Source organism: Kribbella sp. CA-245084 (assembly GCF_050942355.1).
Lineage (GTDB): Bacteria > Actinomycetota > Actinomycetes > Propionibacteriales > Kribbellaceae > Kribbella.
In genome coordinates, this window is sequence record NZ_CP192053.1 from 5962094 (window position 1) to 5988312 (window position 26219).

Annotated in this window: 24 protein-coding genes; 12 read left to right on the top strand and 12 right to left on the bottom strand. The window is 67.0% G+C overall.

Annotation, left to right across the window (positions count from 1 at the left end; all coding sequences use genetic code 11):
• Positions 1–338: 338 nt before the first annotated feature.
• Both ACQPYH_RS28340 and ppdK read right to left on the bottom strand, forming a co-directional pair.
• On the bottom strand, positions 339–650 hold the full coding sequence (locus ACQPYH_RS28340; protein ID WP_432877245.1) for a hypothetical protein: 312 nt from the start codon (positions 648–650) through the stop codon (positions 339–341).
• A gap of 684 nt (positions 651–1334) precedes the next feature.
• The gene (gene ppdK / locus ACQPYH_RS28345; protein WP_432877248.1) at positions 1335–4049 is read right to left on the bottom strand and encodes a pyruvate, phosphate dikinase; all 2715 of its coding nucleotides are present in this window, start codon (positions 4047–4049) and stop codon (positions 1335–1337) included.
• A 222-nt stretch (positions 4050–4271) separates the two neighbouring features.
• Between ppdK and ACQPYH_RS28350 the strand changes: the two genes are divergently transcribed.
• From ACQPYH_RS28350 to ACQPYH_RS28365, 4 genes are all read left to right on the top strand, one after another.
• Positions 4272–4715, top strand: a complete 444-nt coding sequence (locus ACQPYH_RS28350) for a pyridoxamine 5'-phosphate oxidase family protein (protein WP_432877251.1) — start codon at positions 4272–4274, stop codon at positions 4713–4715.
• 35 nt (positions 4716–4750) lie between these two features.
• Entirely contained in the window at positions 4751–6496 is a 1746-nt protein-coding gene (locus ACQPYH_RS28355) for a GAF domain-containing sensor histidine kinase (RefSeq protein WP_432877253.1), read from the top strand.
• Positions 6497–6585: 89 nt separating this feature from the next.
• On the top strand, positions 6586–7557 hold the full coding sequence (locus ACQPYH_RS28360) for an Acg family FMN-binding oxidoreductase (protein WP_432877255.1): 972 nt from the start codon (positions 6586–6588) through the stop codon (positions 7555–7557).
• On the top strand, positions 7554–7910 hold the full coding sequence (locus ACQPYH_RS28365) for a hypothetical protein (RefSeq protein ID WP_432877257.1): 357 nt from the start codon (positions 7554–7556) through the stop codon (positions 7908–7910). The genes ACQPYH_RS28360 and ACQPYH_RS28365 overlap by 4 nt, the downstream gene beginning before the upstream one ends.
• A gap of 113 nt (positions 7911–8023) precedes the next feature.
• On the opposite strand, the gene ACQPYH_RS28370 is transcribed toward ACQPYH_RS28365, so the two are convergent.
• Positions 8024–10729, bottom strand: coding sequence for a GNAT family N-acetyltransferase (locus ACQPYH_RS28370; protein ID WP_432877260.1), 2706 nt, complete (start codon positions 10727–10729; stop codon positions 8024–8026).
• Between the two features lie 128 nt (positions 10730–10857).
• Here ACQPYH_RS28370 and ACQPYH_RS28375 point away from each other — a divergent pair, with 128 nt between their 5' ends.
• From ACQPYH_RS28375 to ACQPYH_RS28385, 3 genes are all read left to right on the top strand, one after another.
• Positions 10858–13233: a phosphoketolase family protein gene (locus ACQPYH_RS28375; RefSeq protein WP_432877263.1), complete on the top strand. Its 2376-nt coding sequence runs from the start codon at positions 10858–10860 to the stop codon at positions 13231–13233.
• Positions 13230–14042, top strand: a complete 813-nt coding sequence (locus tag ACQPYH_RS28380; protein ID WP_432877265.1) for a universal stress protein — start codon at positions 13230–13232, stop codon at positions 14040–14042. Before ACQPYH_RS28375 ends, ACQPYH_RS28380 begins: the two co-directional genes overlap by 4 nt.
• A gap of 69 nt (positions 14043–14111) precedes the next feature.
• Positions 14112–14666: a flavodoxin domain-containing protein gene (locus ACQPYH_RS28385; protein ID WP_432877267.1), complete on the top strand. Its 555-nt coding sequence runs from the start codon at positions 14112–14114 to the stop codon at positions 14664–14666.
• 1 nt (position 14667) lies between these two features.
• Here ACQPYH_RS28385 and ACQPYH_RS28390 read toward each other — a convergent pair whose 3' ends face one another.
• The 3 genes from ACQPYH_RS28390 to ACQPYH_RS28400 form a co-directional block, all read right to left on the bottom strand.
• Complete coding sequence (locus tag ACQPYH_RS28390) at positions 14668–15321, bottom strand: response regulator (RefSeq protein WP_432877269.1); 654 nt, start codon at positions 15319–15321, stop codon at positions 14668–14670.
• Between the two features lie 471 nt (positions 15322–15792).
• Positions 15793–16911, bottom strand: a complete 1119-nt coding sequence (locus ACQPYH_RS28395; protein WP_432877271.1) for a hypothetical protein — start codon at positions 16909–16911, stop codon at positions 15793–15795.
• Positions 16912–17293: 382 nt separating this feature from the next.
• Entirely contained in the window at positions 17294–18133 is an 840-nt protein-coding gene (locus tag ACQPYH_RS28400; RefSeq protein WP_432877273.1) for a tachylectin-related carbohydrate-binding protein, read from the bottom strand.
• Positions 18134–18628: 495 nt separating this feature from the next.
• Between ACQPYH_RS28400 and ACQPYH_RS28405 the strand changes: the two genes are divergently transcribed.
• Both ACQPYH_RS28405 and ACQPYH_RS28410 read left to right on the top strand, forming a co-directional pair.
• Positions 18629–19531 (top strand): LysR family transcriptional regulator, encoded by a 903-nt coding sequence (locus ACQPYH_RS28405; protein WP_432877275.1) that lies wholly within the window; start codon positions 18629–18631, stop codon positions 19529–19531.
• 222 nt (positions 19532–19753) lie between these two features.
• Positions 19754–19921 (top strand): hypothetical protein, encoded by a 168-nt coding sequence (locus ACQPYH_RS28410; RefSeq protein ID WP_432877278.1) that lies wholly within the window; start codon positions 19754–19756, stop codon positions 19919–19921.
• Positions 19922–19991: 70 nt separating this feature from the next.
• On the opposite strand, the gene ACQPYH_RS28415 is transcribed toward ACQPYH_RS28410, so the two are convergent.
• Genes ACQPYH_RS28415 through ACQPYH_RS28435 form a run of 5 tightly spaced genes read right to left on the bottom strand, consistent with a single transcriptional unit; the run spans position 19992 to position 23145 of the window.
• The gene (locus tag ACQPYH_RS28415; RefSeq protein ID WP_432877280.1) at positions 19992–20234 is read right to left on the bottom strand and encodes an SHOCT domain-containing protein; all 243 of its coding nucleotides are present in this window, start codon (positions 20232–20234) and stop codon (positions 19992–19994) included.
• Positions 20231–20773 (bottom strand): flavodoxin family protein, encoded by a 543-nt coding sequence (locus ACQPYH_RS28420; protein WP_432877283.1) that lies wholly within the window; start codon positions 20771–20773, stop codon positions 20231–20233. The genes ACQPYH_RS28415 and ACQPYH_RS28420 overlap by 4 nt, the downstream gene beginning before the upstream one ends.
• A gap of 14 nt (positions 20774–20787) precedes the next feature.
• Complete coding sequence (locus ACQPYH_RS28425; RefSeq protein ID WP_432877286.1) at positions 20788–21699, bottom strand: universal stress protein; 912 nt, start codon at positions 21697–21699, stop codon at positions 20788–20790.
• 10 nt (positions 21700–21709) lie between these two features.
• On the bottom strand, positions 21710–22579 hold the full coding sequence (locus ACQPYH_RS28430; RefSeq protein WP_432877289.1) for a universal stress protein: 870 nt from the start codon (positions 22577–22579) through the stop codon (positions 21710–21712).
• Positions 22580–22584: 5 nt separating this feature from the next.
• Positions 22585–23145 (bottom strand): hypothetical protein, encoded by a 561-nt coding sequence (locus tag ACQPYH_RS28435; RefSeq protein ID WP_432877291.1) that lies wholly within the window; start codon positions 23143–23145, stop codon positions 22585–22587.
• A gap of 192 nt (positions 23146–23337) precedes the next feature.
• Here ACQPYH_RS28435 and ACQPYH_RS28440 point away from each other — a divergent pair, with 192 nt between their 5' ends.
• The 3 genes from ACQPYH_RS28440 (at position 23338) to ACQPYH_RS28450 (ending at position 25676) form a co-directional block, all read left to right on the top strand.
• On the top strand, positions 23338–24294 hold the full coding sequence (locus ACQPYH_RS28440) for an Acg family FMN-binding oxidoreductase (protein WP_432877294.1): 957 nt from the start codon (positions 23338–23340) through the stop codon (positions 24292–24294).
• An 18-nt stretch (positions 24295–24312) separates the two neighbouring features.
• Complete coding sequence (locus tag ACQPYH_RS28445; RefSeq protein ID WP_432877296.1) at positions 24313–25188, top strand: universal stress protein; 876 nt, start codon at positions 24313–24315, stop codon at positions 25186–25188.
• A gap of 86 nt (positions 25189–25274) precedes the next feature.
• Positions 25275–25676 (top strand): hypothetical protein, encoded by a 402-nt coding sequence (locus tag ACQPYH_RS28450; RefSeq protein WP_432877299.1) that lies wholly within the window; start codon positions 25275–25277, stop codon positions 25674–25676.
• Here ACQPYH_RS28450 and ACQPYH_RS28455 read toward each other — a convergent pair.
• Positions 25651–26181, bottom strand: coding sequence for a TetR/AcrR family transcriptional regulator (locus ACQPYH_RS28455; RefSeq protein WP_432877301.1), 531 nt, complete (start codon positions 26179–26181; stop codon positions 25651–25653). The two genes, ACQPYH_RS28450 and ACQPYH_RS28455, sit on opposite strands and share 26 nt — an antisense overlap.
• Positions 26182–26219 lie beyond the last annotated feature (38 nt).

Here is a 26219-nt window from a genome sequence, read left to right on the forward strand (position 1 = left end):
CAACCGTTCGCCGGTCCCCCGGATCAGCCTGATCGAGACAGGCCGGATAAGGATGAGTCTCGAGGATCTGATCGTCCTGGCCGATACATACCCGGCTCAAGGGAGCCGATCGAGCAACGGTGCTCGAGCTCACCGAACTCGCCTGCATGCAATCATTCGTGACGAGCTCGCGTGGGTCACCCACACGATTTGAGACAGAGGACGGCGACGATCCTGTTGGCCGCCGGCCAAGACGCCTCGTCAGGTCACCGACCAGCTCGGTCACGCCGAGGCCTCGATCACGATCGACGAGTCAAGGCGTCCGGTGCGGACCGGACGACGTATGACGACCATGCCGGTCAGGCACCCTCGCCGGCGCCGACCGCGGTGAAGATCTGGCGCGTCCAGGCATCTGGTCCGGGCGAGCAGACGATCACCTGGCCACTGGAGAACGGTGACTGGACCCTCGTGGTGATGACCGCCGACGGCAGCCGGAACGTCAACGTGCGTGCGGATATCGGCGCCACCGCGCCGGCCCTGCAGTGGGCTTGGATCGCAGTGCTCACCAGCGCGGGCGTGTCCTTCGTGCTGGGTCTGGTACTCGTGCTGCTGGCGGTCGTCCGGCCGTCGACGCCGGGACCTTCGGCGGCGTCGGAATCCGGAGGCTGCACAGCCCCCTCGAGGTGCCCTTCGCCACATCCATGAAAAGGATCGCGAGACATCGCATAGCCCTGAAATCTGACGCGAATCCTGGACGCCCGGCGGGGAAAGTCGTGAGTAACCCGTGAGTTGGACCCCGAAAGTTGATCGCTTTCGGGGCATACTCCCAGGTCAGAGCCGGTGAGGGTGTGTTCCGTCAGGACATACAGGACAGGTAAACCGTGAGCGGGTCAGGCTTGTCTCCGGGCTAGCGCCTGGGGAGCCCAGTGTGTGAAGCAGAACCGTCGGTCATGCGCTGAAGAATGCTCGATGTGGCCAACGTAGGTACCTGGGGACCTTGCTGGTCAACCGCTTCTGCCGGCTGAGGTTCGCCTCGACGTGGGCATCGGGAGCGTCCCTCTGAAGTGTTGAATGCCGCTGAGGCCTCCACTGGAACCCTGGCCATACGGGATTAGCATCAGATCATTTGCCTGGACTCTCGTCATCGCCCACCGGCCATCGACGGCCCCAGCCTCGAGCCTCTCGACGATGGCCTCCGCCCGACTCACCAGGTCCATCACCTGCCGCCGCACGTCATCGCCCATCGGTGCCTTCTCGTCCACCAGCCGTCTCCGTTCCAAGTCGACGGCTCGGGACGCCTCATCCCGAGCCACGACCACTCAACGGATGCCGAAGACAACCTTTTCGTGCAACGGTCAGCGGGTGTCGTTTTCGGTTGAGGTGGGGGCGACGGCCGCGCGGCCTGCTTCCAGGCGCGCGATGGGGAGGCGGTACGGCGAGCATGAGACGTAGTCCAGGCCTGCGTCGGCGAAGAAGGCGATCGATGCAGGGTCTCCCCCGTGCTCGCCGCAGACGCCGATGACCAGATCAGGATTGCCGCGCCGGCCCTCGGCGACGGCGATGCGGACGAGCCGGCCGACGCCCTCGACGTCCAGCGACTCGAACGGCGAGACCGCGAAGATCCCCGCATCTAGGTAGCGCGGGAAGATCGAGGCCTCCACATCGTCTCGGCTGAACGCCCACGTCAGCTGCGTCAGATCGTTCGTACCGAACGAGAAGAAGTCGGCCGAGTGCGCGATCCGCTGGGCGCCGAGCGCGGCCCTCGGCACCTCGATCATCGCGCCGATCCGAGTCGCGACCGCACGTCCCGTCCGCGTCGCAACGGCAGCGAGGACACCCTCGATCTCCTGCCGCACCAACCGCAGCTCTGCCTCGCCGGCCACCAGCGGCACCATGATCTCCGGGTGCACCAGCTTGCCCTCCTCCGCCACGATCACGGCGGCCTCGGCGATGGCCCTGGTCTGCATCGCGAACAGCCCCGGAACGACGATCCCCAACCGGACACCGCGCAGTCCCAGCATCGGGTTGCTCTCGTGGATCCGCTGTACTGCGGGCAGCAGACGCTCGGCGTCGGCATCAGGCGCGTCCGTGGCGCGGCCGACTGCCGCACGCGTCGACAGGTCGGTAAGGTCGGGCAGGAACTCGTGCAGCGGCGGGTCGATGAGCCGCACCGTCACCGGCAGACCATCCATCGTCCGGAAGATCTCAGCGAAGTCGTCGCGCTGCAGAACCAGCAGTTCCTCGAGCACCGCCTGTTGCTCGATGGGACCTTCGGCAAGCACCAGCCGCTCGACCAGCGTGCGTCGCTCACCGAGGAACATGTGCTCGGTCCGGCACAAACCGATGCCCTCGGCACCGAACCGGCGAGCCCGCTCCGCGTCCGCCGGCATATCGGCGTTCGCGTGCACGCCGAGCCTGCGACGACTGTCCGCGTGGCGCAGCAGGCGGTCTACTGCACGAACGAGGTCATCGGCTTCCGAGAGATCCAGCAGGCCTTCGAAGTACTCGACCACCGGCGAGGCGACGACTGGGACCTCGCCGCTGCAGACGACACCGACCGTGCCGTCGAGCGACAGCATGTCGCCTTCCTCGATGACAATGCCGCCGGCCGTCACGGCGCGACGTGCCTCGGTGTCCACCGTCAGCGAGTCGACGCCGCAGACACAGGTCTTACCGAGTCCGCGAGCGACCACTGCGGCGTGGGAGGTCTTTCCGCCGCGCGTCGTGAGGATGCCGACGGCTGCCAACATTCCGGGCAAATCGTCGGGGTTCGTCTCGCGACGGACCAGCACGACCTTCCAGCCGTCAGCGGCGTACCGCTTGGCAGCAACGGAATCGAAGGCGGCGACCCCAACGGCTGCGCCCGGGGAGGCGGCGACGCCGCGAGCTATTTCCGGGACGCCGTGCCGCTCGCCGAACCGTGGAAACATCAGTTGTCCGAGCTGCGCTCCGGTGACTCGTAGCAGCGCCTCGTCCAGCGTGATCACGGCCTCGTCGACCAGCTGGACGGCGATCCGGAACGCGGCGCCGGCGGTGCGTTTGCCGACGCGGGTCTGCAGGATCCACAGCCGACCGCGCTCGATCGTGAACTCGATATCGCAGAGATCGCGGTAGTGGTGCTCGAGTGCCGACATCGCGCTCACGAGTCCGGCATGACTGGTTGGATCGATTGTGGCAAGCTGAGCCAGTGGCACGGTGTTGCGCACGCCGGCGACGACATCCTCGCCCTGCGCATCCTGCAGGTAGTCCCCGTACACACCCGGTGCGCCCGAGGCCGGGTCGCGGGTGAACGCGACACCGGTGCCGCTGTCCGGGCCGCGGTTGCCGAAGACCATCGCCATCACGTTGACCGCCGTACCGAGGTCGTCCGGGATGTGCTCCTGGCGCCTGTACAGCTGTGCCCGAGGCGTCGACCACGAGCGGAAGACGGCCCGGACCGCGAGGTCGAGCTGCTCGGCCGGATCCTGCGGGAACGGCCGCCCGGTGTGATCGGCGATCGTTTGCTTCAGCGCCGTACACGCTCGTTCGATCGCGTCGGCCGGGAGCTCTTCCGGCGTACCCACGCCCCACTCGCCGTACTCCGTCGCCACCGCGGCTTCGAGCAACTCTTCTGGTACGTCGAGGACCGTCCGCGCGTACATCTGCAGCAGCCGGCGATAGGAATCCCACGCGAAGTGCTTGTCGCTGGAATGCTTGACCAGACCGTGCACCGACTCATCCGTCAGCCCGATGTCGAGGATGGTCTCCATCATTCCCGGCATCGAGAACTTAGCGCCCGAGCGCACCGAGATCAGCAAAGGGTCTGCCGGGTCGCCGAGCCGGCGGCCCATCGTCTCCTCGAGCCGGCGCAGATGCACGGTGATCTCCTGGGCCACGCCGCCCGGCAGGTCACCGGTCTCGAGGTAGGCACGGCACGCGGTCGTCCCGATCGTGAACCCCGGCGGGACCGGGAGCCCGAGTCGCGTCATCTCCGCGAGATTGGCGCCCTTCCCGCCGAGCAGGTCCTTCTGGTCCATGCTCCCTTCGGCGAAGTCGAACACGTAGCGGCTGCTGGTCAGCGTTGTGGTCATGGGTGTACACCTCCGCATCTCACGCTCCAACCCCCGCCGCAGTCACCACAGGGTCGAAGGTCCCGTCGTCGTACACGCAGGTCAGCTGGGTGACGACCCGTCGGACGGGTTGCCGCCGAACAGACCCCTCGCATAGGGACCTTCGACCCTGGTCTCGGCCGGATCCCCCCGCGAGCCTTACAGCGTGGGCACCTCGGTCCACCGCCATCGAAGGACACCCCGATGACCACCCAGCAACGCATCGCCGGCTCCCGGCTTCAGATCGTCAGCCCGGCGGACTGTCTGCGGTTGCTCGGGTCGGTTCCCCTCGGGCGGCTGGTCTACACGTACGCCGGTCTGCCGGCGGTCCGGCTGGTCAACTTCGTGCTCGATGACGACACCATCGTGTTCAGCACGGGGGCAGGCGACAAGTTCCGGGCCGCCGAGCGGGGGGACGTGGTCGCGTTCGAGGCCGACGACGTGGACATGGAGCGTCACATGGGCTGGACGATCACCGCTATCGGTCACCTGTCGGTCGTCACGGCCGAGGAGAGCGCCGAACTGCGTCGCAGGCTGCCGTTGCACTCGTGGCTGCCGATGGACGATCCACAATTCGTCCGGCTCGGGATCGAGACCGTTCACGGGCGCCGGCTGGTTCCGTGGGGCCAGCGCCCTCGCTCTCGTTAGTTCACATCGCCGGTGACTATGCGTACTGTGGTCGCGTGGCCGAAGGCTCGCGGTCTGGGCGGGGAAGCTGGGACGAGGGGGCGCTGGAGTATGCCGGGTTGTCCCGGGTACGTCTGGATGCCCTCCTACAGGAGTTGCTCGGGCGCGTCGACGAGATCATGGAGTACCAGGAGCGCCTACGGGCCCTTCTCGACGCCGTTGTCGGTATCGGCGCGGACCTCGACCTGAACAGCACCCTGGACCGCATCGTCACCGCGGCCTGCGAGCTCGCGGGGGCCCGGTACGGCGCTCTCGGCGTCGTCGGCCCCGACGGCAAACGACTCGTTCGGTTCATCACCCATGGCGTGGGCGATGACGAGATCGCCGCGATCGGCCCGTACCCCGAAGGTCACGGCATCCTCGGTTTGTTGATCGAGCACCCTGAGCCGATCCGTCTGCACGATCTCGCCGAGCATCCACGCTCCTACGGCTTCCCGTCGAATCACCCGCCGATGAAGAGCTTCCTCGGCGTCCCGATCCGCACCCGCGAACACGCCTTCGGCAACCTGTACCTGACCGAGAAGACCGGCGGCGCGGACTTCACCGAGGACGATGAGCGCACCGTCACCGCCCTCGCCACCGCGGCCGGCGTCGTGATCGACAACGCCCGCCTGTACGCCGACACCGAGCAACGCCGACGCTGGCACGAGGTCACTGCCGAAATCACCCAACTGATGCTCGGGGACTTCGACCCCGACCAGGCACTGCAACTCATCGCGAAACGCTCGCGCGAGGTCTCTGGCGCGCAGGTCGCGGCTGTGCTGCTTGCCGAAGGCGACGAACTGGTGGTGCGCGCCGTCGAGGGCCCGCCTCAATTCGCCCAGTACGTAGGTCGCCGGATTCCTGCCGACGTGCCAGTGCTCGGCCGCGCCACATCGGGCACCGGCGAGCAGATCGTGATCGAGGACCTCGCGCAGTTCCTGAAGGACAGCGACATCCTGATCGAGTTCCCCGAAGGCGCCACCCTCGCCCGCACGACAATGGCTCCGCTGCCACCCGGCAACACGGGCACCGGTGGCCTGCTCGCCGTGGCCGTCGAGCAGGGCACGAATTCCCGCGTGTCCGAGGGCGCCGACCTGATGCGGATGTTCGCCGGCCAGGCCACCCTCGCCCTCGAACGGGCGCAGGCGCAACACGATCGCGACATGCTCGCCGTTCTCGAGGACCGCGACCGGATCGCTCGCGACCTGCACGACCTGGTCATCCAGCGGCTGTTCGCGACCGGCCTGCAACTCCAGGGCATGCACCGGCTGGTCCGGCCAGAGCATCAGGAACGACTCAGCCGTGCGGTCGAGGACATCGATGCCACTATCCATGACCTGCGTGCCGCGATCTTCGAGCTTCAGCAGACCCCCGGCTCCACCTCGTTACGCGGCGACGTGCAGACGCTCGTCGCGCAGTACGCCGAGCCACTCGGGTTCCGGCCCCAGTTGATCTGTACCGGCCCGATCGACACCGTCGTACCGACCGCTGTGCGACCGCAGATCCTCGCTACCGTCCGGGAGTCGTTGTCGAACGTGGTCCGGCATGCGCAGGCGTCACAGGTGACCGTGGAGATCACAGTCGACGGCGACCAGGTCGTCGCCCGCATCTCCGACGACGGCATCGGCATCGGCTCCAGCACGCGCAGAAGCGGTCTGCACAACCTGACCGAACGAGCTCAGGCGCTCGGCGGTACCGTCCGCCTCGCCGACAATAATCCGCACGGCACCGTAGTGGAACTCACCGCGCCAACTGACTAACGGCCTTCCAGGTCGGGACTCTTGCCCGCAGCGCGACCCGCCTCCCACCGGCGAACCTGAAGAAGGAGAACCAGTGGGAGGAGCACCCCGTGTCCGAGCAACTGCCAACCAAGGACGTCAACGTCCTGCTCGCGGCGGCCATCGCCGCACCGAGTATGCACAACACCCAACCGTGGCGGTTCGAGGTCGAGGGCCACGTGATCGACATCTTCCTGGACGGATCCCGCACCCTGCCCGCCGAGGACCCGACCGGCCGGGCGATGCGGATCTCCGCGGGCGCCGCGGCCTTCAACCTGCGGTGCGCGGCCGAAAGCCTCGGGTACGGCGCCTGGTTCGGGCTGGCGCCGTACCCGGAGGAACCCGATCTGCTGGCCCGCATCGTCGTCGAGCCCACCGAGGCGCGCAACGACGAGCTGTGCGACCTCGCCGCGCAGATTCCGTACCGCCACACCGACCGCTATCCGGGCGACGCGACGCCGTTGGCCGAGGACGTGCGGATCAAGTTGATGCAGGCGGCGTACGCCGAAGGTGCTGAGCTCACCTGGCTTGGCGAGACAGAGGTCCACAAGGTCCTCGACCTGGTGCTCGACAGCGACCTGCGCGAGGTTCACGACTGGCACCGGCGCGCCGAACGCAGCCACTGGGTCGGCGGCGAGCGCCCCAGGGAAGGCGTGCCCAGTTCGGCCCTCGGACCGCGGTCGACCGGCTACCCCTCGGCCGTGCGGGACATGGGGACCCGACCGACCGATCGACTCCGCGACGAACGAAAGTTCGAGGAACACCCTGAGCTCGCCATACTCTCCACCGACTTCGACGAACCGGCCGATCAGGTCGTCGCCGGCGTCGCCCTCGAGCGCGTGCTGCTGGCCGCGACCCGGGCGGGCATCAGTGCGTCGTTCCTCAACCAGCCGCTCGAGTACGAGGACCTGCGCAACAGGGTGCAGCGCCTGACCGAACGGCCAGGGCATGCCCACATGATCATCCGATTCGGCCGCAGCCGGCGCCACAGCGGCACCGCCCGCCGACCGGTCGCCGACTTCCTGCCGAAGGAGCAATCATGACCACACTGCGCGAGGAGATCGACCGCTGGGAGGCCGACCTCAGCAACATCGCCGAAGCCAGCCAGTACAACGACTGGTTCCTCGAAGAGCGGCGCCTGGCCGAAGCTCTGCACACAATCGCCGCCTTCCATCAGCGCATCATCCCGATGCTCACCGCGCTGCAACCGCACGACAAGGTGATCGTCGCTGAGATCGAGCAGCTCCTCGATGCCCTCGAACTCCTCCGCGACGACCTGTACAGGACCGTGCATCCACCGAACTCGTACCTCCAGGTCGCCGAAAAGGTAGCTGCACTACGCGCCCTCAGCCGGGTCGCCGCCAGCCTCGATCGCACCTTCGAAGACGCTTCGTGAGCATCTTCTCAGCGCCCCGCTGCCGTTGACCGGCAGTGAGTTCCTCCTCGAGCGGGATCCCCAACGGATCCCGCTCGACCCATGCCTAGCCCGGCCGGCGGGCGCAGATCTGGTTAGGGCTGGTCGCCGCGCAGATGGCGGGCGTACCAATCCGGCTCCGGCTCTGCCGGTGTGAGGCGCATGCGGATGTCGACCGCGGAGACTCCGGAGGGGGCGGCAACCAGCGGGTTGATGTCCAGCTCGGCCAGCTCTGGGACCAGGTCCGCCAGCCAGGCGATGCGATGGATGACCTCAAGGACCGCCTCCTGGTCAGCGGCCTTCGCGCCGCGGTAGCCGGCCAAGAGCGGGGCGCATCGCAGTGAATGGACCATGTCGAGCGCGTCCAGGTCGGTGAGCGGCAAGCCGCGCCATTGGCGGTCGGCTTGTACGTCGGTCAGGATTCCACCGCTGCCGGCCATCACGAGCGGACCGAAGAGCCGATCGCGAACCACGCCGACGACGAGCTCCGTCCCGCTCGCCGCCATCGCCTGCACCAGTACTTCCGGACCCCCGGCCGCCGTCGTGATCTGGTCGTACGCCTGGCCGAGTTGCACCGCGTTCTCCAACCCCACACGCACGCCACCGATGTCGGTCTTGTGCACCACACCGGGCGCGGCAGTCTTGAGTGCGACCGGATACCCGGCCGCATCAGCCCCGGCGATCGCTTGTGCGCGCGTCGATGCGGTCGCTACTGGAATGACCGGGACACCCGCGCACTGTAGGAGCACACTCGCCTGCCGCGGATCCAGCCAGCCGCCGTCCGGGTTGTGCTGGAAGAACCGCCGGACGACGACACGCGCCCCGGCTGCGTCGACCCTGGCCAGTTCCGGTACGACGCCTTGCGGCCGCGAGCGCCACTCGGCGTACTGAACGGCGTGGGCCAGCGCACGCACTGCGCTCTCCGGGAACGGGAACACGGGCAGCTTGCGCCCGTCGGCCAGTGCGATCTCCGGACCGGCCTGCGCGGAGCCGACACAGTTGACGACGATGGGCAGCTCGGCCTGGACGCCGGCAGCGGCGATCGCGGCGTAGATGTCCTCGACTTTGCCGGCGCGGGTGACCGCGTAGTTCACCACCACGCCGTCAACCTCGCCGCCGGCTACGATCACCCTCAACGCCTGCTCCAGGCTCGTCGCGGACGCCGCCGCACCGAGGTCCACCGGGTTCGCGCACCCCACCGCGCCGAGCGCGGCGAGCTGCTCCTGAATCGCCGTACTGAACTCAGGCAACTCCAGACCGAGCCGTCCGGCCGCATCAGCAGCCAGAATCCCCGCTCCACCGGCGTTACCGACAACCGCGAGCCGACGACCACGTGGCAGCGGCGGTACGGCGAGAACGCGTGCCGTCTCCACCAACTCCTCCACCGTGTCCATCCGGAGTACGCCGGACTGCGCGAACAGCGCGTCGACGGCTGTCTCCGGTGTCGCCGCCGCCGCGGTGTGCGAGACGCCCGCCCGACGGCCACCCACTGAGCGACCACCCTTCACTACCAGGATCGGCTTCGTCCGGCCGATCATCCGGGCCAGACCGCCGAACTTGCGCGGGTTCCCGAACGACTCCAGGTACAGTCCGATCACCGCAGTTCGTGGGTCGCCCCACCAATGCAGCAGCACATCGTTGCCGCTGACATCAACCTTGTTGCCGAGGGAAACGAACTCCGAGATCCCAAGCCCGGTCCGTCCGGCATGTTCGAGCGCTGCGATACCGACTGCGCCAGACTGCGCCGCGATGGCGAGTGCGCCGGGCGCCGGCGACACCTCGGCGAAGGTCGCGTTCAGACTCACGTCCGGAGCCGTGTTCACCAGCCCCAGGCAGTTCGGACCGATCAGCCGGATGCTGTGCCGACGTGCGACAGCCAGCATCTCTCGCTGCAGCTCGCGGCCCGCGGTGCCGAGCTCCGAGAAGCCCGCAGTCAGCACGACTGCGCCACCAACGCCGCTCTCACCGCATTCCGCCAGCACGTCCAGCACGCGCTCGGCCGGAACCGCGATTACGGCCAGATCCACCGTGCGCGGCACCGCCGAGATCGACGGGTACGCCGGCACGTCCGCAACCCGGTCCGCCTGCGGATTCACGGCGTACACAGAACCGGTGTAGCCGCCGTTGACGATGTTGCGCAGCAGTTCGTGCCCGATCCCGCCAGGTTTGCGGCCGGCCCCGATCACGGCGACCGTCTGCGGCGAGAACAACCGATGCAGCGAGCGGTTCTCTGCGGCCCGCTCACGATCGGCCATCCGCTCCAGCGTCGTCGGTCGGTACGCCGTGTCCAGAACAAGCTCCACCACGCCGCTGTCCATCCGGCGGACCTGTTCGAAGCCCGAGTCGGCGAAGACGCGCAGCATCGGCGCGTTCTCGACCAGGGTGTCGGCCCGGAGCCGCTGGACGCCGTTCTCCCGGGCAACCGCCGCGAGCTGCTCGAGCAGAAGCGTGCCGATCCCCCGTCCGTGGACCGAATCCTCCAGCAGAAAGGCCATCTCGGCCTCTCCTGACCGGAGCGGCTCATAGCTGGCGATACCCACCAGCGCGTCGCCATACTCCGCGACGAGCGCGACATGACCGTCCCGATCCGTCGCGAGGTGGTGGGTGTGCTCGTCGGCCATCGTCCTGCTGATGCCGAAGAAGCGCAGATAGATCGAGCGGTCCGACACCCGCTGGTTCATCGCGTCGAGAGCGCGTTCGTCGTCCTCGCGGAGCGGGCGGATCCTGACCACCGAACCGTCCGCGGCCAGAACGTCCCAACCCGCGCCGTGTCCGGCATCGGCGTGCTTGATCGCTGTCATGAGGCGTCTCCTTCCGACACCCCACCAGCCGACCGCAGCACGGCCCCGCAGGGCCAGTGCCGTAGGTCCCGCGCGCCGGGACCTTCGCCTCTACGACCCCATCGCCCGCAGCGGCGAAGCTGGCAACCATGCATGAGCTCACCGGGAAACCCTTGTCCGCTGACGAGGTCACTGACCTCGACGCCTACTGGCGCGCCGCGAACTATCTGTCCGCCGGCCAGATCTATCTACTCGGCAACGCGCTGCTCACCGAGCCGCTGCGGCCGGAGCACATCAAGCCGCGCCTGCTCGGCCACTGGGGTACGACACCTGGCCTCAACATCCTGTACACGCACCTCAACCGGATGATCCGGCGCCGGGACCTCTCGATGATGTACGTCATCGGCCCTGGTCACGGCGGGCCGGCCATCGCCGCCAACACCTGGCTCGAAGGCAGCTACAGCGACATCTATCCAGACGTCTCGCGGGACGCGGCGGGGATGGCCAAGCTGTTCCGCCAGTTCTCGTTTCCAGGTGGCATTCCGAGTCATGTGGCACCCGAGCTGCCCGGCTCGATCCACGAGGGCGGTGAGCTTGGCTACTCGCTCAGCCACGCGTACGGCGCGGTCCTGGACAACCCTGACCTGGTGGTCGCCTGTGTGATCGGCGACGGCGAGGCCGAGACCGGTCCGCTGGCAACGTCGTGGCACTCCAACAAGTTCATCGATCCGCGGACCGACGGCGCCGTACTGCCGATCCTCCATCTCAACGGGTACAAGATCGCCAACCCGGCCGTCCTCGCCCGGATCGGCGACGACGAACTCACCCGGCTGCTCGAGGGCTACGGCTACCGTCCGTACCTGGTCGAAGGCGACGTTCCCGAGCATGTCCATCAGGCACTCGCGCTCACCCTGGACCAGGCGTTCGACGACATCGCCGCGATCCAGGCCGAGGCCCGCGGACAAGAGGGCACGCCACGCCGCCCGTGGCCGATGATCGTGCTGCGTACTCCGAAGGGGTGGACCGGTCCGCGCGAGGTGGACGGCGTACCCGTCGAGGGGACGTGGCGCTCGCACCAGGTGCCTTTGTCGGGTGTTCGTACCTCACCGGAGCATCTGCGGATGCTCGAGGACTGGCTGCACAGCTATCGTCCGGAGGAGCTGTTCGACGCAGCCGGCCGGCCAGTGGAGAGGCTGTTGCGACAGGTTCCTGCTGCCGAACGCCGGATGGGGTCGAGCCCGCACAGCAACGGTGGGCTGCTCCGGCGTGATCTCGATCTGCCCGCGATCGCGGGCTACGCCGTACCCGTCCAGAGCCCTGGGCAATCCGACCACGAGCCGACCCGGGTCCTAAGTGACTATCTCCGCGACGTGATGCGCAACAACCTGCCGTACCGGAACTTCCGGGTCTTCGGACCCGACGAGACCGCGTCCAACCGTCTGGACGCGCTCTACGAGGTCACCGGCAAGGCATGGAACGCCGAGGTGCTGCCGACCGACGAGCATCTCGCGGTCGACGGCCGGGTCATGGAGATCCTCAGCGAGCACACCTGCCAAGGATGGCTGGAGGGATACTTGCTGACCGGCCGGCACGGCTGGTTCTCCTGCTACGAGGCGTTCGTGCACCTCGTCGACTCGATGGTCAACCAGCACGCGAAGTGGCTCAAAGTCACCCGCGCACTCCCCTGGCGGCGACCGATCCCGTCATTGAACTACCTGCTCACCTCGCATGTCTGGCGGCAGGACCACAACGGGTTCTCCCACCAGGATCCCGGCTTCATCGACCACGTGGTGAACAAGAAGGCCGAGGTCATCAGGGTCTATCTGCCGCCGGACACGAACACGCTCCTGGCGACGGCAGACCACTGCCTGCGCAGCCAGAACTACATCAACGTCATCGTCGCCGGAAAGCAGCCGCAGGCCGACTGGCTCGACCCTGAAGCTGCCGCATTGCATTGCGCGCGCGGGCTCGGGATCTGGGATTTCGCCTCGAGCGACGACGGTACGCCGGACGTCGTGATGGCCTGCGCGGGCGACGTACCGACTCTGGAGACGCTCGCGGCCGTGAGCCTGCTGCGTGAGCACCTGCAGTCGTTGAAGATTCGCGTGGTCAACGTGGTCGACCTGATGCGCCTGCAACCGGCGAGCGAGCATCCGCACGGACTGCCGGACGCGGACTTCGACGCATTGTTCACGACCGACAAGCCGATCATCTTCGCGTACCACGGCTACCCGTGGCTGATCCACCGGCTCACGTACCGGCGGACGAATCATCACAACTTGCATGTGCGCGGCTACAAGGAGGAAGGCACCACGACGACACCGTTCGACATGGTGGTACGCAATGACCTCGACCGGTTCCACCTGGCCCTCGACGTGATCGACCGCGTGCCAGGTCTCGGCCAGCGCGCAGCGGAGGTCCGCCAGTGGTTGATCGACCAGCGGGCCCGGCACCACGAGTACATCCTCGAGCACGGCGAGGACCTTCCCGAGATCCGCAACTGGCGCTGGGAGCCGCGGACATGACCAGCAAACGAGTTGTCGTCGGCATCGACGGCAGGCCCGACTGTGAGAGCGCGATCCGCTGGGGTGCGCTCGAGGCCGCGGCGCGTGGCGCGGCCTTGCATCTGGTGCACGCCTTCGTGTGGGCGGAGTTGCGGGTGCCGCTCGGTCCGAGCGAGGTCGCGCCGGGATTGCGGGCGCAAGCAGATCAGATCGTTGCCAACGCCGTCGAACTGGCGCAGAAGTTCGAGCCCGGAGTCACGGTGGTGGGGAGTCGCGTCGACGGCTTCCCCTCCGCCGTCCTGCTGGCTGAGTCACGGACCGCGGAGCTGATCGTGATCGGCAGCCGCGTCACCGGCCGTCTGCTCGGCCTCCTCGTCAGCTCGGCCGGCATCGAACTGTCCGCGCACGCGCACTGCCCGGTCGTCGTCGTACGGCCCACCGAGGACTCGCTCGCCGGGACCTATGTCGTCATCGGGTACGACGGATCGCAGCCGGCCGACGCCGCGGTGGAGTTCGGACTCGAGTACGCGCGGCGACATGAATTCCCCGTCCGGATTGTCGCGGTCCTGGACGAGGATGAGGACGACGACCACGACCTCCTGGCCGGAGTACGCGCCCGCACCCGTGACGCGGACCTCGTCGAGGTGACCGGTCATCCGTCGGAGCTGCTGCTCGAATGGTCGGCCGATGCTCAGCTACTCGTGGTCGGGTCGCGCGGACGTGGAGGTTTCGCAGGGCTGCTGCTCGGATCCGTGAGCCAGACCATGCTCCACCAGGCCGCCTGCCCGGTGGCCGTGATTCCTCGCGCCGCGATCGAACGTCCCGTTTAGCGAGGCCGTTCGGCACTGACGCCACGAAGGCGCCGGCTGGTGTGCTGGAAACGATCGAAGGAGGCTCTGATGGCCAAGAAAGTACTGATCGCCTATGCCAGCAAGACAGGCGCGACCGCGGAAATCGCCGAGGCAATCGGTGATGAGCTGCGCACCCACGGGCACGATGTCGATGTCCTGGACGTCGCCACCGTGAGGGGCATCGAGCCGTACGACGCGGTCGTCCTGGGCAGCGCGCTCTACATCCGGCGCTGGCAGAAGGACGCCGTGCGGTTCCTGCGGCACCACATCGACGAGCTCCGCACCCGCCAGGTCTGGCTCTTCCACAGCGGCCCTGTCGGCCCCGACAAGGACCAGGACGAGACGATGCCACCAGCCGTCCGGCACCTGGCACACGAGATCGGCGCGACACCCGCAGTGACCTTCCCCGGCCGCCTCGAACAAGCGACTGCCAAAGGCTTCCTGGCCCGCCATCTCGCCACCGGCAACCTGGCCGGCGACTCCCGCGACTGGGCCAAGATCCGCGCCTGGGCGGCCGACATCAGCGCGGCCCTCGACGCCACGGAGCGCAGCAGTTGGCATCGGCCGACCGCGAGACCGCCGGCCGGTCACTACCTCGGCTGAGTCAGCTCTGCGGATGCTTCTTCGTGTGCTCGATGGCGAAGACAGCGGCTTCGGTGCGGCGTTCGAGGTTCAGCTTGCGCAGCAGCGAGGAGACGTAGTTCTTCACGGTCTTCTCGGCCAGGAAGAGGGACTGGGCGATCTGGCGGTTGGTCTTGCCCTCGGCGATCTCGGCGAGGATGCGGCGTTCCTGCTCGGTCAGCGTGGCGTACCTCGGGTCCTCGGCTTCGGTTGGGTGACGGAGACGTTCCAGGACCTTGGCGGTCATGCTGGGGTCCAGCAGTGATTCGCCTGCGGCAAGGCGGCGTACGGCGTCGATGAGCGCCTGGCCGTTGATCTGCTTCAGCAGGTATCCGGCGGCACCGGCCATGATCGCGGTGAACAGCGCCTCGTCGTCGGAGAATGACGTCAGCATCAGGCAGGCCGGCGGATCGTCCATCTGCGAGCGGACCTCGCGGCAGACCGAGATGCCGTCGCCGTCGGGCAGCCGAACATCAAGCACGGCGACATCAGGCCGTACGGCGGGGATCCGCGCGATCGCCTCCGCAGCCGTCGCAGCATCACCAACCACCTCGATGTCCGGCTCTGCGTCGAGCAACTGGTGCAGTCCCAGGCGGACCACCTCGTGGTCGTCGAGCAGGAACACCTTGATCCTCATCACCGTCCCCTTCGGCGTCACGCGCCCTACCCACCCGGTCGAGCGCTCGCCCCAGCATCCCGCCCCCACCACGCTACCCGCCAGGGACCACAGTCTCGCGCCACCCGGGACCTTCGGCAATCCTCGGTCAGCTGAACCCCCGGATGCCATCGAGCACGGCAGCCACTAGATCGGCCCACTCGTCGGCAACGGACGCGAACCGCCAACCAACTGCTCGAGGGAACGCACCAGCCCGTCAAAGTTCTGATCGGTGCCCAACGCAACCCTTGCCGCCTGCTGCTCTCCCCACACTCGACGACACTGAGTGGCCGTTGCCTGACGAGCCGCCCTTCGAGGGGTGACGGTAAGGAACGTGTCACCACACTCGGCAAGCCCTGACGTGCGACGTAGTGGGAGTACGTGGCATGGAGGAGCACAAGCGTCCCGCCATTCCACCTGCTCCTCGCTACGTTGGTGCTCCGGGGCGCGAGATTAAGGGATTGTCACTACTGTGCCCTGGACATCGAGTGGTCCCTGTGGCTGCAGTGTTCCGATTCCGGTGCCTACGCGAGCCCAGTAGCCAGGGTCGGGGGCCTCGCCGGCGAGGTAGGCCGACGATACGTATATGGCGGCTTCAGAGCCGAACACGTTCGGGTGGTCGCCGCCGACGACGAGGCCTGTGCCGTGGTTTGTGTTGCCCAGGCAGATGACCGGACCGACAAGCAGCGCGTCGATCCGAAGGAGTGGAGAAGCAGCTGTCTGCCCCATGTTGCCGCAGAACCACAACGCATAGGATGTCTTCCCGCGGAACCATAGGAACGAATGGTCACCGTTCATATGGCATCGGCTGACCTCCAGTTGAATCGATGGGACCTCATCCGGGTGCTCTGCGATGATCGCCGCCTCGCCGATCGTGTCCTCCCAGGAACAATCTCGGAAGCTGCACATGTTGCCATTGACATAGCAGGGCCCGGAGGAAACAAAGGTGCAACACTGGATCACGTTGGCGACGTCGCCTTCATGCCTGATCGGGGTCGCCGGTCCATTGAACTGGCAGTACCGTATCCAGTTGGCGTTGGTGGCTCCTCCGATGGTCGCCGGCGGACGCGGCGGGGCCTTGAAGAGGACGCCGATGTTTTCTTCCGGTGGACACCAGTTGCAGGAATTGCCGAACATGACGTTTTCGATGATGGTTAGCTCACCTTGGTCGAGGATTATCCCGATCTGGAAGCCGATGATCCAGCAGTTCGTCACCCGATAGCGTGCTCCGCCTTGAATTTCGATCCCGTAGAGAGTGGGGTTCGCCTGCTCGCTCACGTTGCATATACTCACCGCGTTCACGCTTGCGTCATTGCCGTAATTCGAATCGGGGAGGCCTGGAAATTTGATCCCTCCATCCGTGAATTGCAGGACGCTGGTCATTCCTTCGCCGTCAATTCCACAATGCGGCGGCAATTCGATAGATCCACTGATGTCATAGGTACCCGACGTGAAGTAGAGCGCACCGCTTGCCATCAATAGCCCTACTTCGGGCAGCGTCACTTGATCCGCATTCATGAGCCCGAGCGCGTGGTCTATAGCCTCACGAGCCGTCCAGTTGTTCTCAGCCATGTATTTATGAATATCGTGTCGCATGTTGATTCCTCTTGAAATCTGAGTGAAGCAGGGGACGACGCCCTTGAAATGGAAATCGAGCGACCGCCGTCACGGCTTCAGTCGGCTGTGTCGTCGAACGCCTTGCGCAGCAGCCGATGTGGTGGAAGGTCATTATCCGACCCCAGGTGACCGTGATGAAGCCGATCGCGAGGACGAAGCCGTCGCTGCCCGGCAGAGGAGATGTCACCGCGCAACCGGTCGATGCTGTCCGCTCGGCTGAAGCAGTGATGGCCCACTGATCGAGGACGACAGACTGGTTCGCCCGCCGTCGGTCGAGCGGGTTCGGAGGTCGGGATGCCTACCCCGTCGTCGGCGCGGGGTCCGCGAGAGCGGAGGTTCACTTAATGCTCCAGCCTTGGCCGATGTGGTTTCCGCTGTTGGCTGCCCATCCGCGTTCTGCGTGGGGGCCGTTGGTGCCGTCGCGCAGATCGTCGCGGTACCACAGGAGATCGGCTGCATCGGTGATCGCGTAGATGATGCCACTGCCGTCTCCGGGTGCCGTGAGCGCGGCGAAGTTGGTCCAGCCTTGGCCGATGTGGTTTCCGCTGTTGGCTGCCCATCCGCGTTCTGCGTGGGGGCCGTTGGAGCCGTCGCGCAGATCGTCGCGGTACCAGAGCAGGTCGCCGCTGTCGGTGACGGCGTAGATGAGTCCGTTGCCGCCGGAGATCACGTGCCTGAAGTTGGTCCAGCCTTCGCCGATGTGGTTTCCGCTGTTGGCTGCCCATCCGCGTTCTGCGTGGGGGCCGTTGGAGCCGTCGCGCAGATCGTCGCGGTACCAGAGCAGGTCGCCGCTGTCGGTGACGGCGTAGATGAGTCCGTTGCCGCCGGAGATCACGTGCCTGAAGTTGGTCCAGCCTTCGCCGATGTGGTTTCCGCTGTTGGCTGCCCATCCGCGTTCTGCGTGGGGGCCGTTGGAGCCGTCGCGCAGATCGTCGCGGTACCAGAGCAGGTCGCCGCTGTCGGTGACGGCGTAGATGAGTCCGTTGCCGCCGGAGATCACGTGCCTGAAGTTGGTCCAGCCTTCGCCGATGTGGTTTCCGCTGTTGGCTGCCCATCCGCGTTCCGCGTGGGGGCCGTTGGTGCCGTCGTGCAATTCATCGCGGTACCACAACAGCGAACCGTCGACTGCCGCGGCGTAAATGCTGACCTCGTCACCTAAGACGTGTGTGAATGCCATGATGATCTCTCCTTGATGTCCAGCCTCGTGATCGTCACCTGGGGCGGGCGCCGGGGGACCTCGATAGCGATCCCGCGTGAAGCGAGAGATCGCACGATCCTTCCAGCCGATGATGAAGAAGTTCTTAGCGTGATCCGATAGAGGATCGTGACCGCGACAGCAATGCCGGCCGCGCGGATCCCAGCGGGTCTGCTCCAGCGGCCGTCGGGTCCGACCCAGGCGACGTGCAGCTGTCCGTCGCTGCCGATCAACAAGGTGTCGGTCTGGCCCTCGACGCCGTACCGCGGTGATGTGACTACTCCCATAGCGGGCATTGCTGGATCCGATTCCTCATTGAGTTGTTTGTTTCGGTTGAGGGGCACCCGTAACCAGTGCAGCTTCCACGCAGCTACCGAGATAGCGGCGGTTCCAGAAAGGAATCGGGCCTTGACAGCAGTCAGAGACTGATAGAAGGACGTCTATCGAGCGCGGGGCGTCGGGCCTTGGGGGTGAGGCATGGATCTAGATCTGGAGCTGGCCTCCAGCTTCCTAGTCCTGATAGACGAGGAGCACTACGGGCGAGCAGCCGCCCGATTGAACGTCACCGGTCCCGCCTTGACCAAACGCATACAGCGGCTCGAACAGCAGCTCGGCGTGGTACTTATCGAACGTGGACCCGGCGGCATCTCTGGCATCACCCGCGCCGGACTGCGCTTCGCCCAGGCCGCTGCTCCTCTCATGAGCCACGCCCAAGACGTCGTCATAGCCACCCGGGCTGAACCAAAGCCCTCACCGCTGCGGGTCGGTGTCCCGGCCGGCACGGGAGAGTTCTTGCAGATCATCAAGATGCGTGACCTTGTACGCAATCTCCGGCGTGAGCACCCTGATGTTCGGATCGTCCCCGTCAACGTGCCCTTTCCCTCGCTGCGAGGCTGCCTTGGTGACGGACATGTCGACGTCCTGCTCACCATTGATCCCGTGCGGGACAACAGCGTCGAATCCTCGCCCATGGCTGTCACAGCGAATCGCGTCGGTGTGGTTCATGCTCATCACCCACTGGCAGATGCCGGCGCCATGCGCGCCGAGCAACTTTGCGAAGAGCTCATGGTCTTCAATCCCGCAGCTCCCGCCGAGTTCATGGATCCGTTCTGGTTGAGCGACATCCGCCCCCGCCGCGAGGCGCGCCTCTTAGAGGTGGGTGCTAATGACCTCTCGGGCGCCATGAACAGCGTCGACAGCCCGGGCATGATGATCAGCCTCGACCGGATCCGTAAGCGGTTGCCCGCGCACCTCAAGCCGATCAGTCTCCTTGATGCGCCTCCTGTGCGGTTCTATGCCGCGCACCGGCGCAACGACCATCGCCAGCTTGTCCAGGTGCTGGTCGCCAAACTGGAGAACCTGCAACCAATCAGATTTTGACTCGGCTCGGTCTGACACGCTGTCCGTCGCGGAGCCCGGCTGGTTGCGCGGACGCCTAACAAGAGGCGGGCTATCGGCGGCCTGCCTCGCATCGGACACCATGAGAAACGATCGTTTCTCAACACCCGCGAGTTCCTCACCGACCGGACGGCGTCCGACAGCGCGGTCGCGCAGTACGACCTGGAGCCGATCGCGTTCGAGCTCGACCTGGTCGACGAGGGCATGCAGGACGGCTGGAGCGTCCTGGTCAACGGCACCGTCCGTCCCGCCGTCGACCTCGAGATCGAAGCAGTTCGCAACCGCGTCGAGCCCTGGGCCGGCGGCACCCGCGACACCTACCTGGCCATCGAGCGCCACCGCGTCACCGGCCGCCGCATCCGCTCCTGGTAACGCGACTTTGAGAACCCACCGATCATTTCGCCTCGGCGAAAATGGTCGGTGGGTTCTCAAAGTGGGGTGTTCAGAGGTCCAGATTGTGCTCGCGGAGGCGGGCGCGGGCTTCGTCGAAGTCGTCGCGGGTGATCTCGCCGGCGGCGAAGCGGCGCTCGAGGATCTCCAGCGGCGATGGCAGGCTCGGCGGCAGCTGCCGCCGCGGACGCCGGATCAGCCGGACCGCGGCCCACGCCGAGCCGCCCATCACCAGGAGCCACAGGACCAGGACCGTCACCGACCAGAACGCGGCACCGGCCGTTGAGTGCATCATGATGCGACCTTCGCCGACCCGGTCAGCTGTTGGCCGAGTTCCTCGCCCCACTGCTGAGCCCGCTCGATCTCGACGTCGCGGATCGGACCGGTCGTCTCGTTCACGAAGAAGCTGTCGGTACTCAGCAGCCGGAACCCCATCCGGCGCAGGACCTTGGCCGCCGAGCGCGCCGCCGAGCCCGGCAACCGGCGTACCTTGGCGATCCGGGTATCGAACGTCGCCACCCGCAGCGCATCCGCGCGTCCGGCAGGTTCCAGCGCCGCCAGCCACTCGCGGATGCCGACCTCGATCGGCGTCACCAGATCGCCCTGCTTGACTGCCTCCTGGCGGGTGGACAGCCGGCTCATCGAGAACGCGTGCGTCGGTCCCCCGACGACCAGCAACCGAACCCCCTCGGGTACGGCGACAGGCGCCCGATTCACGGCGACCGTCTCGGCCGGCATGTACTGCCGCAGACCGTCGCGGATCGCCCGCGCGATCCGCTCGGTGTTGCCGAACATGGACTCGTACACAATCAGCGCACGAACTGTCCCGGACATGGTGTTGCCTCCGATCAGTGTGTGGGTACGGCGGTCTGCGCGCGCCGGCCGGCCCGCTCGGTACCGGTCACGTGGTGGGGCACGATCGCGATCGGGCACGTCATCGCGGCCACCGAACGCCGCGCGACCGGATCGTTCGACAACGCGCCGCTGTGCGCGCCGACAACGACCAGACCGACGTCGCCGCTCTCGTGCACGAGAGCGGCCGCGGGCTGCCGACTGCTCAGGAATCGCGTGACATTGACGTCCGGGAACCGGCTGGTCCACGGTGCCAGGGTCTCCGATAACAGGTAGTCCGCCCGGCTGAGCCAGGAGCAATCCGGATCGTCGTCGGACAAGGCGCGCTCGGCCGGTACCCCGGCATGGACGACGATCAGGTCGCCCTCACGCCCGGCCGCGATGCCGAAGGCGAACTCCAGTGCCTCGGTCGACAACGTCGTACCATCGATGCCCACGGCAACCTTCCGGTCGGCCAGGCATGGCTTCCAGGACATCGGTACGACGACCACCGGGCAGCCGGCACGGGCGGCCAGCGTCAGGTTGGCCTGGGTGTGCACCAGGCGCTGCGGACCACGGCTGCGCGATCGTCCGACCACCAGCATCCGCGCGTTCCGCGCCGCGTGGGCGAGGACCCGTAGCCTCGAGCCCTCCTCGGTGACCGCGGCCAGCTCGGTCGCGTACCCGTCGTGGTGACGGACATGTGCCACCGCAGCCCGCACCGCGTCGTCGGCCAGCTCGGCCGGCGACTTCGGGGCGTACCCCGGCATCATCGGCGAATACGAACCGTGCGCCGAATACGGAGCGACAAGCACCAGCTCCGCACCGACGCGAAGCGCTTCAGCGGACGCATAGTCCACCACACGACGGTTCTCCGCGCTTCCGTCGACTTCGACCACTACAGGTCCGGTCCGGTTCCAGTCACTCATCTTTCTCACCTCAGAGTTGCGCAGGGACGACGGCCAGCGGGCACGTCGCGTGGTGCAGGACACCTCGGGTCACAGAGCCGAGGAGGAAGGACGCCAGCCGGGTGTGGTGGTGGGTGCCGACGACCAGCAACTGGGCGTCGGACTGCTCCGCGGCCGTGACCACCCCGTCGACCACGTGTCCGCGCCGGACATCGACCTGGATGGTCAGCTCCGGGTGCTTGCGGTGCCAGTCGACGGCGACGTTGTCGAAGTGGCGCTTGGCGTTCTCGGCCCATTCGGAGCTGACGCCGGCGGTATTCATCGCATCCCAACTGAAGACGGCCGGAATGTCCCAGACGTGCAGCATCCGGACCGGCAGCCGTCGCTCGGTGGCGGCGGCGATCGCGAACTCCATCACGGCGGTCTGGTCATCGGCGTCGTCGAGGGCGACCAGTACCGGCCCAGCATGATCAGACGGCTTCCAGTGCTCCGGAACGATCACCACCGGGACGGTCGCGTGCGTCGTGACCGCCTCCGAGGTCGAGCCGATCAGGAGCCGCTTGAACACGCCCATCCCTCGACGCCCCACGACCAGCATCTCGCTGTCTGCCGCCGCCTCTGCCAGGGTCCGGGCCGGCGGGCCGACCATCAGATCGGCGCCGTGGTCCAGAATGCTTGAGCTTTCGTCCAGATGCTTCTGGACCTCGTTCACCAGCTCCATCGCGGCATCGTCGACGATGTCGGGCTCCCATCCGGGCACCCGCTGGAGCTGTTCGTCGATCACATGCACCGCCTGGAGGGGCTCCTGCCGGAGCAAAGACTCCTGCAGGGCCCACTCCAGGGCACCGGTGTCACGCCAGGAGTTGTCGACTCCTACGTGGATGACCGGCTTGACGGGCATGGTGCTCACCGCAACCAGGAGTGCTTGCGGACGATGGCGAGACCACTCCAGATCTTGCCGAAGCCCCACACGTTGCCAGCAGCAACTAGCGCGAGAACGACGAGGGTGATGGCGCCGAGGATGTGGTCGTCGAGGACCGGGTTGGTCTGCGGCGGCAGGTTCGCGGACCACATCAGCAGGTACAGGAACACGCCGCTGACGGCGGCGATCCGGATTCCGATGCCGAGGGTCAGCGCCAGGCCGATGCCGGCCAGACCGATCATGAACAGCGGGGTGACCCACCAGTCGCCGACCAGCGAGTGGTAGAAGTCGGCCATCGGGCCGCTGGTTCCTTTGCCGAGGAATCCGGCCGTCGGGTCGCCGCCGTCGATCCAGCCCTTGCCGGACGGGGTGGCATAGCCGAGACCGAAGACCTTGTCGACGAAGGCCCACAAGAACTCGAGGCCGACGGCGATCCGCAGTACGGCGATCGCACGGCCGGCCGCGGTCGTGATGACCGGGTACCGATCACCATCGGGCTCGATCCTCGGAGCCTTGAAGTTCTGCCGGTTCTGCGTGGTGCTCATGGTGTCGTCCTTTCAGTGGTTTCCGACACCTCGATCCTCAGATCTCGCGGCCACAACGGTCAGAGCCCTTCTCACCTCACTCTCAGGACCGAACGGCCCGTAGGTCCCGGGACGTATGGCGCTGTCCGCCGTGCCGGGGCGGGCAGATCGTGGGAGGGCGAAGGAATGCCCGTCCGGAAGGTGCCAATGCTGATGAACAACGACGAAGTGAGCATCCTGCTCGCGGCTGCGGCACACGCGCCGTCGATGCACAACACGCAGCCCTGGCGATTCGAGGTTCACGGGCCGGTCGTCGACGTCCTGCTCGACGAGGAGCGGACGCTGCCCGTCGAGGATCCGGCCGGCAGAGCTGCCCGGATCGCGATCGGCGCAGCCGCCTTCAACGTCCGGGTCGCGGCCGCCATGCTCGGCCACGAGTCACGCCTCGTGGCGATTCCTGATCCCGCTCGCCCGGAGGTGGCCGCGAGGCTCTTCCTTGCGGACCGCAAGGTGCCGGTGCCGGAGCTCGGCAAGCTGTACGGCGAGATGACCGCACGGCACACATATCGCGGCCCGCTACTCGACCACCCGATCCCGCCACGCGTCTGCGATCAACTCGACGACGCAGCCCGCACCGAAGGCGCGCGGCTGCACTGGCTCGATCAGCCGGCGAAGGAAACGCTCAACAAGCTGCTGACGCAGACCGACGCCGCAGATCTCACCGACGAGGATCGGCTGCACGAACGGCTGCACTGGATCGGTGGCGACCGATCAGGTGACGGAGTACAGGAGAGCGCCCTCGGACCGGTGCCGGTGCGCCGGGCCATGGTCCGCGACCTGTCCGTCGGCTTCGACAGCACCCATCGCAGCCAGGCCGTCTACGAGACGCACCCCGTCATCGCTGTCCTCAGCACAATCGCCGAGGACGAGAGCGGCTGGGTCGAGGCCGGCGCCGCGCTCCAACGGGTGTTGCTGGTCGCCACGTCGTACGACCTGACGGCCTCGTTCCTCAACCAGGTGCTTGAACGCCTGGCACCTCGCTCCCAGGTCCGGGAACTGATCGGCGACCGCTCCTGGCCGCAGATGGTGATCCGGATCGGCTACCCCGCCCAGCCCGCCGGCCATACGTCCCGAATGGACTGGCGCGATTCCTTCGATCAGTGGTTCTGAACTCACAGGAGGCAAGTCATGTCGTCACCAACCGCTCCGATCGTGATCGGCTACGACGGTTCGCCCGGCAGCGTGTCGGCGCTGCACTGGGCCGCCGCTGCAGCTGATCGCGCGATGGCGCCGCTCCGGATCCTCGAAGCTTTCGAGCTCGTCATCATCACGCGGCCCACACCGGGCCACGTCGTACCGCTCGAAGCGGTGCGAAACGCCCGGCAGAAGAGCCTCGACGAGGTGGCGCAGAGCCTCCGCGACCAGTACCCCGGTCTGCGAGTCGAGACCAGTCTCGTCGGCGGCTCCGCTCCGAAGGTTCTCTTCGACGGCACGCAAGACGCCCGGCTGGTGGTCCTCGGTTCCCGTGGACTCGGCGGCTGGAGCGGACTACTGGTGGGCTCGGTAGCTGTTCAGGTCACCACTCACGCCGAGTGCCCGGTCGTCGTCGTCCCGCGCGATGGAGAACCGCAGCCACACGACGGGCAGACCGTACTCGTCGGGGTCGACGGGTCCGAGGCTTCGGCGAAGGCCATCGAGTTCGCCTTCGATCAGGCCGAGTCCCGGCACGCGCAGGTCGTCGCGCTGCATGTGTGGACATCGCCGTTCCTCACCTACGCCGACGGTGCCTCGATGCTGCAGTTCGACGAGAAACAGATCCAGGACGAAGCGCGGCTGCTGGTCGCCGAGTCCGTCTCCGGCGCCGCCGCCGACCACCCGGACGTCAAGTGGACGACCGAGCTGGTCACCGGCTCAGCAGCGCAGGCACTCGTGCGGCGGTCCGAATCCGCTGATCTCCTCGTTGTCGGCACGCGTGGCCGCGGCGGCTTCACCGGCCTGCTCCTCGGCTCGGTCAGCCAGAGCGTCCTGCACCATACCCACTGCCCGATCGCGATCGCACGGTGATCATTGCCGGAGCAACGATGTCCCAGGTCAGATCTCTCACTGAGCAACCAACCGCAGTTCGGCGGACCCTACTGGTTCCCGAGCAGTTGACGGACTGGGTTCCGTCGGCCTGTGCGGTGGTCGCCGACCATCTGAGGCATCAAGGCATCGCACCGACGGGCTACCCGTTCGCCCGCTGCCACCCGCTTCCTGACGGAGTGATCGAGGCCGAGGCCGGCTTCCCGGTCGCCGCACCGATCGCGGACAGCGGCGTGGTCGTTCCCTCCACGCTGCCCGGCGGTCCCGTCCTCGCCGTCTGGCACACCGACCCGGACGAGAAACTCACTCTCGTCCACCAAGGCATCGACGACTGGCTGCAGGCCGAGGGCGCCGTCGCCACCGCAGACAGCTGGGAGATCTACCACGACCTGCCCAGCTGCGATGACGTCGGGACCCGCATCGAAGTCATCCAACCGATCGGCTTCAGGCACGGAGCCCGTCGAGGATGAGGGCCAGCATGCGCGGCGACCGGTCCCCGGGTCCCGGGGCGGCGCGCCAGAGCGCGCCGGTGAGGTGGAGGAAGTCGCCGGGATCGGCGTCGGTGCGGATGCTGCCGTCGTTCTTGCCGGCGTCCAGGATCTCGGTGATCGCGGCAAGGACCGGACCGTAGGTCTGCTGGGTGATTGCCTGGTGCGCGGTCGGGTCGAGCGCGTCGCCGAGTCCGTGCTTCCTGCGCATCGCCTCGACAAGATCGGCCGTCCAGAGCCGAAGCGCCTCGAGCGGCGCCGTCTCAGCCAGCAGGCCCGGCACGGTGCCGACGATCCGTTCGACCTCGTCCTGATAGACGGCCAGGACCAGCGCCTCCCGGGTCGGGAAGTTGCGGTACAGGGTGCCGGCCCCGACCGCGGCGCGCTGCGCGACCTGGTTCATCGAGGTGGCACCGTCCTCGGCGAAGGCCTCGCGGGCTGCCGCGAGGATGCGCTCCCGGTTCTCACGCGCGTCCGAACGAACCACAGAAACCTCACCTTGCTAAGTGGAGAGCTCTCCAGTAC